Annotated in this window: 12 protein-coding genes; 4 read left to right on the plus strand and 8 right to left on the minus strand. The window is 69.8% G+C overall.

Annotated features, from left to right (window positions below; all coding sequences use genetic code 11):
• Positions 1-35: 35 nt before the first annotated feature.
• Together K2F47_RS30330 and K2F47_RS30335 are read left to right on the plus strand one after the other, a co-directional pair.
• Positions 36-581, plus strand: a complete 546-nt coding sequence (locus K2F47_RS30330; RefSeq protein ID WP_242909236.1) for a hypothetical protein — start codon at positions 36-38, stop codon at positions 579-581.
• Positions 582-912: 331 nt separating this feature from the next.
• Positions 913-1848, plus strand: coding sequence for a hypothetical protein (locus tag K2F47_RS30335; protein WP_242909237.1), 936 nt, complete (start codon positions 913-915; stop codon positions 1846-1848).
• On the opposite strand, the gene K2F47_RS30340 is transcribed toward K2F47_RS30335, so the two are convergent.
• From K2F47_RS30340 to K2F47_RS30365, 6 genes are all read right to left on the minus strand, one after another.
• Complete coding sequence (locus K2F47_RS30340) at positions 1845-3023, minus strand: Wadjet anti-phage system protein JetD domain-containing protein (RefSeq protein ID WP_242909238.1); 1179 nt, start codon at positions 3021-3023, stop codon at positions 1845-1847. The genes K2F47_RS30335 and K2F47_RS30340 overlap by 4 nt on opposite strands.
• A complete protein-coding gene (locus tag K2F47_RS30345) occupies positions 3020-6358 on the minus strand; it encodes an ATP-binding protein (RefSeq protein WP_242909720.1) in 3339 nt (1112 codons plus the stop codon). The genes K2F47_RS30340 and K2F47_RS30345 overlap by 4 nt, the downstream gene beginning before the upstream one ends.
• Positions 6359-6360: 2 nt before the next feature.
• A complete protein-coding gene (locus tag K2F47_RS30350; protein ID WP_242909239.1) occupies positions 6361-7032 on the minus strand; it encodes a DUF4194 domain-containing protein in 672 nt (223 codons plus the stop codon).
• The gene (locus K2F47_RS30355) at positions 7025-8560 is read right to left on the minus strand and encodes a DUF3375 domain-containing protein (RefSeq protein ID WP_242909240.1); all 1536 of its coding nucleotides are present in this window, start codon (positions 8558-8560) and stop codon (positions 7025-7027) included. Before K2F47_RS30355 ends, K2F47_RS30350 begins: the two co-directional genes overlap by 8 nt.
• Positions 8561-8609: 49 nt before the next feature.
• On the minus strand, positions 8610-9914 hold the full coding sequence (locus K2F47_RS30360; RefSeq protein ID WP_242909242.1) for a cytochrome P450: 1305 nt from the start codon (positions 9912-9914) through the stop codon (positions 8610-8612).
• Between the two features lie 349 nt (positions 9915-10263).
• The gene (locus tag K2F47_RS30365; RefSeq protein WP_242909244.1) at positions 10264-11673 is read right to left on the minus strand and encodes a serine/threonine protein kinase; all 1410 of its coding nucleotides are present in this window, start codon (positions 11671-11673) and stop codon (positions 10264-10266) included.
• Between the two features lie 330 nt (positions 11674-12003).
• Here K2F47_RS30365 and K2F47_RS30370 point away from each other — a divergent pair, with 330 nt between their 5' ends.
• Positions 12004-12417 carry a hypothetical protein gene (locus K2F47_RS30370; protein ID WP_242909246.1) on the plus strand — a complete coding sequence of 138 codons (414 nt, stop codon included), beginning with the start codon at positions 12004-12006 and terminating at the stop codon, positions 12415-12417.
• Positions 12418-12505: 88 nt separating this feature from the next.
• Here K2F47_RS30370 and K2F47_RS30375 read toward each other — a convergent pair whose 3' ends face one another.
• Complete coding sequence (locus tag K2F47_RS30375) at positions 12506-13303, minus strand: NAD(P)H-binding protein (protein ID WP_242909248.1); 798 nt, start codon at positions 13301-13303, stop codon at positions 12506-12508.
• Between the two features lie 78 nt (positions 13304-13381).
• Between K2F47_RS30375 and K2F47_RS30380 the strand changes: the two genes are divergently transcribed.
• Entirely contained in the window at positions 13382-13891 is a 510-nt protein-coding gene (locus K2F47_RS30380) for a TetR/AcrR family transcriptional regulator (protein ID WP_242909250.1), read from the plus strand.
• A gap of 125 nt (positions 13892-14016) precedes the next feature.
• Here the strand turns inward: K2F47_RS30380 and K2F47_RS30385 are convergent, their stop codons facing one another.
• Positions 14017-14517: an HIT family protein gene (locus tag K2F47_RS30385; protein WP_242909252.1), complete on the minus strand. Its 501-nt coding sequence runs from the start codon at positions 14515-14517 to the stop codon at positions 14017-14019.
• Positions 14518-14538 lie beyond the last annotated feature (21 nt).

Here is a 14538-nt window from a genome sequence, read left to right on the forward strand (position 1 = left end):
AGGGACCTCGGGGAAGCAGGGGAAGGGGAAGTCACATGCGATCCACACGATGGAGTACGGTGATCACGGCGGGCCTGGCCGTGGCCATGCTGGGTGCCGGCGCCACGGCCGGACAGGCCGCCGCGAAGGCGTACGCGAGCGCCTCCGACGGCTTCGAGGGCGACCCGTGGTCCAAGTGGGACCGCCTCACCAGCGGTGAGGCCGCCGCCGATGGCAACTACGGCCAGGGCCTGGCCCGCAACGGCGCCAACAACGGCTGGCTGTGGGCCGCGCACGGCTGGGCGGCGGAGCGGTACGGCATCGCGATCGACAGCTGGCTGCGGTCGAGTTGCAGGGCCAGCATCTGGGCGTACCCGGTCGACGGGGGCGCACAGGTCGAGCTCCAGGTCTGGGACCCCAATGGCTGGCGCCTGGTGGGCACGACCGCGCCCTGGCTCAACGGCGGCGGCTACCAGCGCATCGTCACGCCGGGGATCAACCTCAACGGCGTGAACAAGGTGTACGTCCAGGCCATCTTCGGGAACAACACGGGGGCCGGAAAATTCATCAGGCTCGACGACATGGCCCTGGAATGCTCGTGATCTAGGGCGGGACAGCGGTGATGGGCAACCCCGGAGAGGGATCAGGAAACTCCGGGGTTGTTCGTCATCGGCGGGAATGAAAACTGATGGCCGTTCAAGGCGTGTGGGCGGGCGGTGTGCAATAACGATCTTTGGTTGGACTGGTTTTCCAAAGGTCCGGGCGGTGGGGGTGGGGGGCTGAGCTGCGGGTTCGCGGGGTGTTCGGTTGGTAATCGCGGTTACCGCGCGAGGTGTTGAAGATCGAAGGGAATTAGCATGCCCTGATCAGAGATAGGTCGCGTCGCAGCGGAGCAGGTCGCGGCCCCACGCCTCCCGACGAAGTGAGGTCCCCGTGAAACGTACAGGACGCCTGACCCTGTTGACCGCCGCCGTCGCCCTGTCGCTGGTACCCGGCCCTGTCGCCGCGGCCTCGCCCACGGCGAGCGGGGCGGCCGCGCCCTACTGTTACGGGGAACCCTCGACTCCCACGGCCGACATCAGTGATGTCAAGGCGCGCTTCGGCGCCGGGAACTGGATGGCGAGCCTGCAAGAGATGTACAAGCGGCGCTGGCCCAGCGGGGAGAAGCTCGCCATCGCGCAGGCGAAGGACAAGTACTGGACCCAGTTCGTGAACACGCGGAGCTTCGAGGGCTTCGCCGAGTCGATGATGGTGGCGATCCACGAGGAGACCCACATGTGGGACCTCGATCCGTCCCGGACCAAGTGGGACGTGCACATCGCCGCCTGGATCAACGCGTCGCAGCAGGCGACGACCGTGCCGCTGCACGGCGGCTTCGCCCGCCGCGAGATCCTGCCGCTGATCACCGACAAGTACAGCGACAGCATGGACGGCATCTACCTGCGGGACTCCCAGCAGGGCACCTACAAGCTCCAGGGCGTGCTGGCGGAGCTGAACGCCGGGCTGATGGGCCTGCCCGCGGTCACCGTCGTCCAGGAGCACATCAAGGGGGTGGGGGCCAGTAATGCCCGGGATATCGCCGCCACCAACCTTCGCTACCTGCTGCTCTACTTGCGGGTGGCCAAGGACAAGCACCCCGACTACTGGGCCCAGATCAAGGGTGAGCCGAAGCTGCGTGAGCTCGTTCTGACCGAGTTCCTGCGCACGGCGTACTGGCTGGAGAAGTCCGCGCCCTACACCGGCAAGCTCGGCAGCCCCGACGCCGACCGGATCACCGCGGCGAACTACGCTCCGGCGAACATCGCCATTCTGGAGGAGTTCACCGGCGCCACCGTCCGCCGCGACACCGACAAGCACTGCACCGTCTAACCCTCCGGGACGTTGGCCCGGAGGCGGGCGGCGGCGTGGGGCAGGGGAATGGCTTCCTGCTCTATTCGGCGGAAGGGCGGCGGGCCTTTGGTGGTGATGAAGGCGTAGGCGGTCTGCTCGGCTTCGGTGAGGTGCGGCAGGTTCGTTTCGGACGGGCCTAGGGCGTGGCCTGACTTGTCGTGGTTCACGCCTTGGTCGGCGTAGCGGTGCAGGTCGGTGTCGTCCATCAGGATCGAGGCGACCGGCTTCGGGGGCGTGCCGCCGGCAAGGGCCGCGCGGAAGGCGTTGAGGATCGCGTAGCCGTCGGCGTCCATGTCGCCCCAGTAGACGACGTGGTCGGCGGCGCGGAGCCAGGGGACGTCCGCGAGCAGGGACGCGGCCGCCTTGCCGTTGCCCTCGACCACGATCGTGCCCGGCAGTGGCGGGAACCAGAGTCGGCAGTCGCGGTTCTCGACGACGAGGACGAGCCGTGGCCGGTAGGCGAGTTCGTGCGTGTCGCCGGTGGTCCAGGCGTCGTGCCTGCGGCGGCCGGAGGCCAGGTAGTCGGGGTCGATGTAGGTCAGGTGGAGGACGGCCAGGCGGGGGCGGACTTCGGCGCGGACGTCGCGTCCCGTGAGCTTGTGGAGCAGTGTGCCGTGGGTTTCGAGCCACTTGGTGTGCATGCCGGGGATCGGGAGTTGGCGTGCGGTCCAGGCGCTCGCGTCGGGGTGGCTGCGCAGCCAGGTCAGGGCGGTGAGCAGTACCTCGGTGTCGGCGGGTTCGAGGTTGTAGACGGCCCGGAGGGTGGACGGGGTGAGGGTCGCATCGGCGGCGCGCAGTGACGAGGCGAGCGCGCGGGCTCGGGGGACGTCCACGGGTGGGGCCGGGAGCAGGGTTACGGCGGTGTCCAGGTCTGCCACGAGTGCGGCGGGGTAGCTGGCCGCCAAGCCCTGGATCGACAGTTGCCTCTGGACGATTTCTACGGTGCCGTGGCGGGCGGCGAAGTCGCGCCAGCTCATGTGCCAGTCGGTCCACTCGCGGCCGAACTTCACGGCCGCGGCGCCGGACGAGACGTTGGGGCGTAGGGGGACGGAGAATTCGGTCGTGCCGTCGCAGATGGCTTGCGGCCAGTTCTTGTCGACCTTGCGGCGGAGTAACTCGATCGCCTCGGACGGGGTGATCAGGCGAGGGGTCATGCGTCCGGGACCGCGACGATCGGTTTCGCCCATGACCGGCCCTCGGAGTTCTTGAGGATCAGGTATTCGGCGTCCACGTGCGGCTCGATCGCGCTGTGCTTGTCGTTGGGGGCGCCGATGACGAGTTGGAAGCCCAGCCCGCGCCAGGCGCCGATGGCGCGGCCGGTGAAGTGCGCGTCGGCCTTGATCAGCGCCTCGTCCAGGAAGACGGGGGCGTAGCGGGGACGTTCGGCGCCCGCGTCGCCCAGTTGGTAGCGCAGGGCGGCGCCGACGATGAACGCGACGAGTTCCTGGGACTCGCCGCCCGACTTCTCGCCGATGTGGTCGTAGACCGCGATGTGCTCGCCCGCGAGGTCGCATTTCTCCGCGCTGATCCGGACGTGGTTGCGCACGTCGACCAGATCGGCGAAGTCGGGGGCGGTGCGGCGGATGCGGTCGATGACCTTGGCCATCCGGTGGTAGGCGCGCTCCCGGTCGGCGTCCGTGGCCGCCTTGTCGATGAGGCCGCGGACGTCGCGCAGTTCCTTGCGGAATCGGGCGCGGACGGCGGAATGGCTTTCCTGCGGGTCGATGCGCAGCCGGTGGCCGTCGTCGGCGAACGGCAGTTCGGCGAGGATGCGGTTCACCGGGTCGATCCGGTCGCGGATCTCCCGGACGGCGGCGGCGAGTTCGCTGTCGAGGCTGGTCAGGTCGTTGCCGGAGAGTTTGAGCAGGCTGTCGCGCCACTCGGTCTCCAGCTCGTGCAGGCCGCTGGTCTCCAGGTCGGTGAGCAGGCGGTCGAAGTCGCGGTAGGACGCGTCGGGTTCGGTGCCGAGGTTCGGGTTCGGCCAGCGCTCGACGAAGGTCGAGAACGTGTCGTGCAGCGCCTTGCGGGAGCGGCTGATGGCCTCTTCGGCCGATTTCCGGTCGTCGCGTATCTTTTCGAGGCCGCGGCGGTGCGCGGCGTCGAATTCGGCGAGCGCCTTCGCCGGGTCGGCGCCTTCCGGGGCGTCATCGAACAGGGCCGCCAGGTATTCGCGGTGTTCCGGGCTCACCTTCGTGCCGGTCGCGGCGGCCTCGTCCAGCGCCTGCTGGGCGCCGTCGACCTCGTCGACGATCGCTTCCCAGGAACCGTCGAGCTTTTTGGCCTCGCTCTTCTGCTCGCCTATGCGTTCGGTGAGTTCGGAGAACCGTGTCCTGAGATCCTCCGCCTGCTTCTGGAGCCTGTCGATCTCCGGGTTGTCCTCGCGGACTTCGGTGATGACCTGGTTCCAGCGGTCCCGTTCGGCGGTGACGGATTCGACGTCCACTTGGTCCCAGGACAGTTCGGTCACCGTTTGGTAGGCGGCGCGTCTTTCCTCGAAGGAGTTGAGGTTCTGCTCCGCCTTCTTGGCCTGTGCGAGGGCGTCCTCGTGGCGTTCTCGGGCATGGCCGATGCGGGTGTCGAGGTCGGCGAGCAGTCGGGTGTTGGTGAATCCCAGCAGGTTGGCGCGGCCATGGCCGCCGTGCGCGCCCCGGCCGCGCTGCGAGGTCTGGCCGGTGATCGTGAGCGCCTTGGGGTGCTGCATCAGCAGTTTGGGCGATTCGACGCAGACGAAGTCGAAACCGCGCGCGAGTTCGCTTTTCAGCCAGGCCGTGAACGGCGACGGACGGTAGTCGAGGCGGCCGGGGAGCGTCTTGTCGTTCAGCCCGACCTCGTCCCGCATTCCGGTACGGACGCCCTCGAACTGGACGCGGCGCGCGATCGGCACCGCGTTGATCGCCTCACGGAACGCGTTCAGCCGACCGATGTCGATCAGCATGCGGGTGGCGAACCCGCCGAGCGCCAGGTTGAACGCCTCCCGCCACGGCTCGAACTCGGTGCGGACCTCGATCAGCTCGCCGACGAAGGGCAGGTCGTCCGGGGTGAGCCCGGCGGCCTCGGCCAGCAGGTCGCGGGCGGTGTGCAGGTCGGTGGGGATGTTGCCGCGGCGGGCCTTCACCTTGCCGTGCTCGGCGCGCAGCGCGGCCAGGTCGCGTTCGGCGGCCGTGCTCTCGGCGGCGGCCGCGGCGAACTCGTTCTGGGCCTTCTTCCTGGCGTTGGCGTCGGCCAGCGTCCGGTGCGCCGTCTCGACGAGCGCGGCGAAGTCCTCGCCGGACGACACCTTGGCGCCGACGGTCTCCAGCGCGCGGTCGAGCCGCTGGCGTGCGCGTTCGACGTCGGCCAGCCGCTGCTCCACGCCGCGGATCTCGCGCCGCGCGGTGTCCAGCCGGTCGCCGCCGGAGGCGCGGAGGGTGTCGAGCACCGCGTCCCGCTGGGCCTCCGTCGCCTTGATCAGCGCGGTCGTCTCCCGCACGCCCTCCTCGGCCCGGCGGCGCCGCCTGGTCAGGTCCTCCTCGGCCGCGCGCAGCAGGTCGAGCCGGCGTTCGTGCCGCCACAGCGCCGCGGGCGACGCCGGGTCGGTGAACGATCCGACCTCGTCGATCACCTGCAACCGGGTCACGGCCTCGTCGATGGTGCCGCGGTGCTCGCGGATCGGGGCCAGCGCCCGGACCTGCCGCCGCGCGGTGATCATGCGGTCGCGGGTGCCGGACAGCTCGTCGAACTGCTGCACGACCTCGTCCGCCGTGGCGAGCGTGGACGGCTCCTCCAGCACCATCGTCTTGTACAGCGCGTCGACCGTGGTGATCTGCTGCCCGGCCTGGATGCGGCCGAGCAGCCCGACCGCCTTGTGCCCGTCCCCGGCGGCGCCGATGCCGAGCGCGGTGTGCAGCCGGGCGGTGAAGTCGCGGTCGGTGCCGAAGCAGGTCAGGCCCGTCGCGGTGACGGCGTCGCGGGCGAACCTGCTGCCCGCCGGGCCGTCCAGGACGCGCAGGTCGTAGTCGTCGTCGCGGGTGGCGCGGACCACGACCACGTCGTCGAGGACGCGCGCGGACGACGGCACGTACCAGGCCCGGAGCGCGGTGAACACCTCGCCGCCGCGGTCGGCCCAGGTCATCGCGATCGCCGACCAGGTGTCGCGGCCGTCGCCGCGCAGCACCCGCGACCGCGTCTCGCCGTCCGTCCGGGACTCGTCGAGCTTCCCGCGCGCGTAGGAGAGGATGTTGCGCTGGTCCTTGCCGCGGGGCCGCCCGACCACCCCGCCGTTGGACGCGCCGTTGAACGGCGTGGTGTGCGGCATCAGCAACGCGATGTAGGAGTCCATCAGCGTGGACTTGCCCGACCCGGAACCGCCGCTGAACAGGGTCGCGCCGGGGGCGAACCGGATGCGGTGGTACCCGTCGTAGCCGCCCCAGTTGACCAGTTGCAGGTCGCGCGCGACCCACTGCTGGCCCCGGGACGCCGCCGGGATCAGTCCGAACAACGTGTCGATCATGCTCACGACGCGGCCTCGTTCCGCTCGTGCAGCCACCGGCTCAGCTCGGTCAGCTTCTCGGTGCTGAGCACGACCTCGACCAGCGGCGTGATCCGGTACCGGCCCGCGGACTCCTCCGCGATCAGGCCGTCGCCGGCCAGCCGTTTCACCGCGTTGCGGATCTCGTGCTGGCCGCGCGCGAGGTTGTGGTCGTCCGGATCGAAGTAGGTCAGCACGGTCTGTTCCAGCTCTTCGATGTCGACCCGCGCGGACGTCTCGCCGGTGCCGCGCTCCCGCTGGAAGACCGACCGCAGGTGGACCAGCACCAGCGTCTCGGCGCGGTTGTAGGGGTCGTCCTTCAGCAGGATCGGGACGTCCAGCTCCGCCGAGCGCACCTGCTGCTTGTAGGCGACGCCGCGGTCGTGGTCGACCACGAGCCGGACGAACAGGTCGTGCAGCCGCGACTCGACGATCTGCTGGTTCTCCAGCAGCGTGCGCCACTGCGCCGGGTTCTTCTCGGCCAGCAGGAACCTGCGTTGCAGCAGCCGGACGAGGACGCGGCGCACCTCCACGTCCAGCGTGCCCGTGTCACCGGCGAACAGCTCGGCCGGGTCGTCCTCCATCGGGACCGGCTCGATGAAGCCCGCCTCCGCGCCGGACGACCACTCGTCGTCCGCGCCGTCCCCTTCACTCATCGTCGTTTCCCTGGCTCTCATCTTCGGCACGGCTCGCCACCGGGCCCGCCGCCGGGCCCGCCGGGTTCGCCGCCCGCACGCCGCCGAACGCGAACCGCCGCCGGGTCAGGTCCGGTCTGACCGCGTCGACCATCACCATCTCAGCCGTGTCGGACATTCCGAGGTCGTGCGCGATCTCCAGCAGTCCGAGCAGGTCGACCGGACGCCGGAGCCGCTCGGCCGCCGCGCGGAACGCCGCCGCGACGTCGACGCCGTCCTCCTCCCCCGCGAACGCCGCCAGGTGCTCGCGGAGGTCGGCGTACTGCGGGCCGCCCCAGGCGCGGGTGTCCGCGGACGGCACGTCCTCGACCTCGTCCCATTCGCGCAGCGGCGTGGGCGGCTGGGGCGGACAGAGGTCGCTCATCGTCTGCCGCAGTTGCCCGACATCTGCCACCGGCAGGCGGCGCAGCGGGTCGACGACCGTGCCGCGGCGCGCGCCCGGGACCCAGGTGTGGAAACCGGCCATCACGTCCCGGAGCAGCTCGTCCACCTGGCGGTCGCGCATCGGGTCGTGGTTGCGCACCTGGGTCGTGATGACGTGCGACGCCTGCCGCTGCGCGGTCAGCACCTCCTTGACGCCCTGCTCGATCCGGCGGGCGATCTCGGCGAGCTCGCGCCGCTGCGGTTCGGGCATCTGGTCGGTGAACCCGTGCTTCAGGACGGTGCGCAGCAGGTTCCACAGGTCGTCGATCTGCACAGGGTCGCCGATCAGGCGCAGCGCCCCGGCGAACGCGCGGCCCTCGGGCGTCGCGTCCATGATCTGGCGGCCGCGCTCCAGGTACTCGCGCAGCACCTCCCCGGTCGGCCGGACGTCCTGCCGCAGGTCGGCGACGACGTCCCGCTGCATCGCCTTGATCGACTCGGCGACGCGCGCGAAGTCGGCGGGCAGCTCCCGGGCCAGGTGCAGGACGTTCTCGGCCGCCTCCAGCAACTGGTCGTCGGGGACGGTCGGGGCGGCGCCGCCGCGTTCGAGCCGGTCGAGCTCGCGCCGGCGCTGGTCGATCTCGGTCTGGAGGCGCGCCATCCGGGCCATCACGTCGGGGTCGGCGTCCTGCGCGAGCCGTTCGACGGCCTCCAGCAGCGTCCGGACGCGGGACTCCGACACCCGGGTCCGCGCCCCGCCGACGCGTCCCGCCACCTCGAGCGCGCCGACGCCGTGCGCGGACAGCCGGTACACCTCGACGTCGTCGGACACCTGCCGCACCAGCCAGCCCGCCTGCACCCACTGCCGGCACAGGTCACGGGCGTTCCCGGCGGGCAGCGGCTGGTCGCCCTCGTCGCCGTAGCCCGCCGCCCGCAACTGGTCGAGCGCGTCGGCGATCTCCGCGTGGGCGTCCGCGACCGCCACCGTCGGACGCTCCGGCGTGAACATCATCGCCAGCACCGTCACGACGAACGGCGCGTAGGTCCGGTGGAGCAGGTCCAGCATCGGGTTCTGAAAAGCCCGAAGCGCCCCCTGGTACGCGCCCTCCACCCCTCGTGTTCCCATCGCCGACCAGGGTACGACCTCGGCTCGGCGCGCGGCGCCAGGTCGCCGTTCAGCCCGAGGCGGCGGCCGGACGGCGGGTCAACCGGCATTTCATGCCGGTGGGCAGCAGGACCGGCCCGAATTCGGTGCCGATCTGTTGGAAGTCGGGGACGTCGAGGTCGTAACCGGTGGCCAGTTGCGCTGCGGCGAGCAGCAGAACGCTCAGCCCGAGTTGTGCGCCGAGGCAGCCTCGCGGCCCGCTGCTGAAGGGAAGGTAGGCGTGGGGGACGTGTGGACGCTCATCGCCGTTCCAGCGCTCGGGGTCGAACCGGTCGGGGTCCGTCCAATAGCGCGGGTCGTGGTGGAGCAGATAGGGGCTGAACATCACTGCGGTGCCGGCGGGAATCCGCACCGCGCCCAACATGATGTCGGCGATGGTGTCGCGGCCCAGCAGCCAGGCGGGCGGACGTACTCGCAGCACCTCGAGCAGGAAAGAGTACGTATAAGGCAGGGCCAGTTCGGGAGCGACGCAGACGGTTTCCCACTCGGAGGCCGAGACCTCGCCGCGGATGCGCTCGAACGCGTCGGGGACGGCGGCCAGGTAGTAGAGCAGCCAGCACCAGGCGCCGCCCATTGTGCCGATGGCACCCAGCGCGCTCATTCCCGCGGCGCCGTGCGCGACATCGGACGGTACCGGTTCGGGTGCGTTCCGCAGAATGTGCAGCAAGGTCGGAGGGGCCGCGCCGTTCTCGGGCGGTGCGTCGCCGTCCAGCATCGATGAGATGCGGTCTCGGATGCGCTGGTCGGCGGCCTCAATTCTGCGCCGGGCCCGGCTGGGCCACCAGTTGGGAACGCGGTCGAGGGACGCCGCGGCGGTCACCGTGAAGGAGTCCATCAGCGCGTCTTCCAGTTGCGGCGACGGGTGCGGTGCGTAGAGCGACAGGAACGCCCTCAGGCAGAAACGCCAGCCCTGCTCGGCGGGGTCGAACCACTCCCCCTCGAGTGCGCGCAGGTCGGTTTCCATGACCCGGCTCACCGACGGCAGATGCGCCGGAAGTGCGGCGGGCCTCAGCACGGCCAGGGCTTCCTGCCGTGCCCGCATCCACCGCCCGGTCTGCTCGGCGCCGGGAAAGCGCCCGCCCCTCAACGGGTTGGCATTGGGGACCGCATCGCGGTTGGTGCGCACGAGGACCTGCTGGATCAGCACGGGATCGTTGACCACGACCACGTCGGTATCGAAACGGAAGACATCTCCGTACTCCCGGTTGCACCAGGTCAGATACTCGGCCGGTGCGGCCTCGTACGCCTTCAGATGCCGGGCGAACAGCCCGCCGTCCGGCCCCGGGATCTCCGCGTTCGATGCCCGCCGCAGCATGTCGTCCTTTCGTCGCCGTGGCGCGGTGCCGGAAGCAGATCGCCGACCCGGCACCGCCGTCCGGAGGATCTACCGGACCCGGTAGGGCCTGTAGCGACCAGGCATCTGACCACGGTGCGCACCCAGCGTGCGCTTCACGAGCCTCATCATGTCCGCTTCCTCCTCGCCATCGGCTTGGAGCGTGCTCATGCACGCCCCTTGAAGCAATTACCCCTCCCGCGCCTGTCCAATGTTTCCAAAAACCTAGATAGTTGGGAGATTCTCTAACCACGCAGTGTTGCGGGATTTGGCCATGAAAGTCATGGGGTTCTGGAACGCACAAAAGGGATCGCCGCCGGACCTGGCGGGGTCAGGAGCCCGAGATGCAGGTCCTGCCTTCCGCGTGGACGTTCGGCCTGCCGGAATACTTCCACCGGCACACCGACGTCGCGCTGTCTATCGTCCCGTTCTTGCCTTCCGGGTCTTTCGAGCAGACCGCCTGGTCGCCCCAGGTGGCGGAATAGGGATAGCCGTGGGCCCGGCAATAGTTGCTGTAATCCTGCGAGCTCAGCGAACCGAGGTTTCGCGGCTTCGGAGGAGGCGCCTTCTTGGTCGGCTGATGCGTCCGGGGCGGATCATCGCTTTTGGTCGGTTTCGGGCTGGCACTGGACCCCTGACTTCCCGGCAGCGCGCTCTTGCCCGTGGTCTCGCTCGGAGACGGGCTCGGGCTTGGGCCTTTGCTGGGCCCTTTCGTCTGGGTCGGGGTGGAAGATGTGGAGGGGGTGCCGGGAAGCTTCGGCGGATGCTGCGTTGTGTCGCCCTTCCCCTCCCCTGGAAGCAGGAAATAGATGCCGCTGATCAGGGCCAGTACCGCCAGCACCGCGGCCGCGATCGCCAGGCGTCGGCGGTTTTTTCCGGAAGGCGCGGGGGTCGGGCGCGGTTCGGTGTTGTCGGGTGCGGGCTGCGGTGTGTGGGAGTCGAGGAGGCGGCCGCTCACCTCGGCGGCGGTGGGGCGTTTGGCGGGGTCCTTTTGCAGGCAGTCGCGGACGATGTCCGCCAGGACGCCTTCCATGCCGTCCAGCTCGGGTTCCTTGTGCAGGACCGCACTGGAGACGGCGGAAACGCTGGTGCCCGAGAAGGCCCTGCGGCCGGTGGCCGCGAACACCATCGTGGCCGCCCAGGCGAACATGTCCGCCTCCGGCCCGGCCTTTTCGCCGTCGAGGTGTTCGGGGGCCATGTAGCCGGGCGTCCCGACGACCTGGCTGCTGGTGAGCGATTGGCTGAGGTCCAGGGCGCGGGAGATGCCGAAGTCGATGACCACGGGGCCGTCGGGGGCGAGCAGCACGTTGCCGGGCTTGAAGTCGCGGTGGACGACGCCGCCCTTGTGGATGGCCGCCAGGGCGGTGATCGTGTTGACCGCCAGCCGTTCGAGCGCGGCGTCGCCGCGTGGTCCGGTGTCCTTGACGGAGGCCAGCAGGGACGGGCCGTCGACGAATTCGCTGACGATGTAGGGCTGATCGTTGATCACGCCGCTGTCGAGGACCTGTGCCGTGCAGAAGGGGGCGACCCTTTGGGCGATCTCGACCTCGGCCAGAAAGCGGGTGCGCGCCGTTTCGTGGGTGATCAGATGCGGGTGCAGGAGTTTGATCGCGGCGCGCCGCCCCCGCTCGTCCAGCCCCAGGTAAACGGTCCCCTGGCCGCCGACGCCGAGCCGTCCTCGCAGCTCGTACCCGCCGATCGACTTGAGGTCGGTGGGCAAGAGCGGCGTCACCTCGGGCACGCATCCTCCCCATGCACGGGATCACCTTGATCACAGGAATCGCCGAAAGAACGTGAAGTGATTTGGGGCCGTCAAGATCATCGGCTGCCGAACCCCGACTTGTCTATCGACACCCAATCACCCATGGGCAAGGGAGGGTGGATCATTCCGGAGACTTCGCGGCCGCGAAACCTCGTTCCCTGTCCCCGGGCCTACGCCGACCGGGTCACTGCCTCGCTCCGCAGCGCCAGCACCAACTAGCTGCACGGTAAGTCATCGCACAATTACCATGAGTCGCGCCGGGGGTCGTTACCCGTGCGAACAGTCCACCAGTTCCGAGGAGGAGCCATCATGCCCACCACCACAGCGTCGCTGGCCCTGGCGGCCGGTGTGGCGGCCCTGGCCGCCGGTGCCGCGCTGGCCGTCCCCGCGCTGGTCGACGGCACCGCCCAAGCGGCCCCCCTGACCGACACGGCCGACGTGGGCACGCGCGGAACGATCAACGCCGACGGCACCGTCCGGAACCAGAAGGACATCCTCGCCGTCACTCGCCCCGCGCGCGGCGTGTACTGCGTCCGCACCGGCAGGGCCGACGTCTCCCGGACCAACCCCGTCGGCACCTCCACCGACTACGGCCGCGTCGTGACCATCATCGCCGCCAGGCACAGCCAGTGCCGGGACCGCGCCGACACCTACCGCGTGGTCGTCTTCAACTCCGACACCAAGCAGGTCGTCAACGGCGCCTTCCACATCGTCGTCCCCTGATGGGAGATCCCGCTCGGTATCGCCGGTAGCCGGACGAGTCGGCGCCCGTTTGTCCCACGGGCACCGGCTCGTCCGCCGCCGGACGCGGCTATGCGAGGAACTCCCGAAGCGAACGCGGTTCGCGTCCCAGGATGTCGGAAACGGTCGTGGTGGTCCGCGCCCAGCGCCCGTCCCCGATCTGCGCCATGAGTTCGGCCAGGTCCCGGGCCGCCGGGGCGGGCATGCCGCGCTTCTCCAGGTGGACGGCTGCCTGCTTGATCGTCAGGTCGACGTAGCGGATGGTCCTTCCAAGGGCCCGGGTGAGCTCGGCGGCGATCTCGTCGCGCGTGGGCGCGTCCGGTCCGGTGAGGTCGTAAACGGCGTCGTCCCCGACGGGACGCGTGAGCAGCGCGGCCGCGACCGCCGCGATATCGCGCGCGTCGATGTAGCCGACGGCGCCCCGGCCGTACGAGCCGAAGATCCGCCCCTCCTCGTCGATGTCGCCCGCGAGGTTCTGCATAAAGCCGACGGGGGCGAGGATCGTCCACGGCACCCCCGACGCCTTGAGATGCTCGTCCACCTGCCCGTGCATGCCGAATCCGAGCAGGCTGCTCGACGTCACGCCGAGCACGGAGACCGTCACCACCTGCGCCACGCCGGCGGCGGCCGCGTGGTCGATGACCGCCTTGTGCGCCCGCGCGAAGCCCGGCCACTGCGAGCTGTTGAGGAACAGCCGGTCACCCGGTTCGAGCGGGATGCTCTCCGGCCGCTCCAGATCCCCGACCACGTGGTCGCACCCCAGCTCCTCGCCCTGTTCCGGACGCCGCACCACGGCTCGCGCCGCTCCGTCCAGCTCCGCGATCAACGCACGCCCGATCGTGCCCGTCGCACCCGTCACCACGATCATCAGAACCCCCTCAAGCGGAACCTTGTCTTCCGGTTCTATAATAAGCGGAAACATGCCTTCCACTTCAAGGAGAGTTCGATGCGCGCCGACGCCCGCCGCAACCGCGACCGGATCTTGGAGGCGGCCCGCGACGCGGTGGCCGAGCGCGGCCCGGACGCGCCGATGGAGCTGATCGCCCAGCGGGCCGGCGTCGGCGTCGGCACGCTCTACCGGCGCTTCCCCGACCGTGGCGCGCTGCTCGCCGCTCTGGCGGAGCAGTACGTCCACGAGCTGATCGAGGCCCTCGACCAAGCCGAGGCGGCCGGGCCCGACGCATGGGCTGCCGTGCGCGCCTTCGTCATGTACAGCGTGGAAAAGGGCCGCGGCGCGATGGCGACCGCGCTGGCCGGAACCACCGCGCCCCAGGCGAGGCAGGCGCTGGTGCGGCGCCTCGACGAACTGGTGCGCCACGCCCAGACGGACCGGACCATGCGCGCGGACGTCGGCACCGACGACCTCATGGAGCTGCTCGGCGCGTTCGCCTGCCACCCCGGCGTGATCCCGGAGCGCTTCCTCCCCGTCCTCCTGGACGGCCTCGACCGCCGTTAGGCCCGCCGAGCAAGCCCTTCAAGGAGGCATGGCTGAGCTACTGGTGGCTGTTAGCAGCACATCTTGCGGTACACGTGCTCGCTCTTAGCCGTGGCCCCCCAGGGTGCCTGCTTCCGCGCGGAGGGTCACGCTTCTTTCAGGGCGGCCCGAATCCGCTCCGCGTACTCTTCGGCAGGGTTTTGCGCGGTGTAGGGATGGCGGGGGCCGAGCCAGACGCGCAGGCCGTCCTTCTTGCGTCGGGGGATGACGTGAAGGTGCAGGTGGGGTACGGATTGGCTGACGACGTTGTTGATGAGGATCATCGATCCGTCCGCCTCCAGGCCGGTCTCGATGGCTCGTTCGAGTCGCTGGGCCTGGGTAAAGAAGTCCAGGACGCGGTCGGTCGGCAGGTCGCTCATCAGTTGGACGTGGATCTTCGGGACCAGAAGCGTGTGCCCGTGGAACAGCGGCCGGTGATCCAGAAAGGAGATGAGGTCGTCGGTCTCGTGGACAACGGCCGCCGACGTCTCATTGCGGATGATTTTGCAGAATACGCAGGTGGTCGATCCGGCATCTGCGCTGCGTTCGGAAACGACCTCCACGTCACCACGGTCGAAAAGGGTCTCCTGAGGGCTGTCACCGGCCATCACCGCTCCTGCTTTCTCGCT

The sequence above is a fragment of the Actinomadura terrae genome, from assembly GCF_022751215.1.
Classification (GTDB): domain Bacteria; phylum Actinomycetota; class Actinomycetes; order Streptosporangiales; family Streptosporangiaceae; genus Spirillospora; species Spirillospora terrae.

Excerpts from the sequence above, each read along its gene's own strand:
- K2F47_RS30330 (WP_242909236.1), top strand. The coding sequence starts at position 36 with ATGCGATCCACACGATGGAGTACGGTGATCACGGCGGGCCTGGCCGTG.
- K2F47_RS30340 (WP_242909238.1), bottom strand. The coding sequence starts at position 3,023 with ATGACCCCTCGCCTGATCACCCCGTCCGAGGCGATCGAGTTACTCCGC.
- K2F47_RS30345 (WP_242909720.1), bottom strand. The coding sequence starts at position 6,358 with ATGATCGACACGTTGTTCGGACTGATCCCGGCGGCGTCCCGGGGCCAG.
- K2F47_RS30350 (WP_242909239.1), bottom strand. The coding sequence starts at position 7,032 with ATGAGTGAAGGGGACGGCGCGGACGACGAGTGGTCGTCCGGCGCGGAG.
- K2F47_RS30355 (WP_242909240.1), bottom strand. The coding sequence starts at position 8,560 with ATGGGAACACGAGGGGTGGAGGGCGCGTACCAGGGGGCGCTTCGGGCT.
- K2F47_RS30360 (WP_242909242.1), bottom strand. The coding sequence starts at position 9,914 with ATGCTGCGGCGGGCATCGAACGCGGAGATCCCGGGGCCGGACGGCGGG.
- K2F47_RS30370 (WP_242909246.1), top strand. The coding sequence starts at position 12,004 with ATGCCCACCACCACAGCGTCGCTGGCCCTGGCGGCCGGTGTGGCGGCC.
- K2F47_RS30375 (WP_242909248.1), bottom strand. The coding sequence starts at position 13,303 with ATGATCGTGGTGACGGGTGCGACGGGCACGATCGGGCGTGCGTTGATC.
- K2F47_RS30380 (WP_242909250.1), top strand. The coding sequence starts at position 13,382 with ATGCGCGCCGACGCCCGCCGCAACCGCGACCGGATCTTGGAGGCGGCC.
- K2F47_RS30385 (WP_242909252.1), bottom strand. The coding sequence starts at position 14,517 with ATGGCCGGTGACAGCCCTCAGGAGACCCTTTTCGACCGTGGTGACGTG.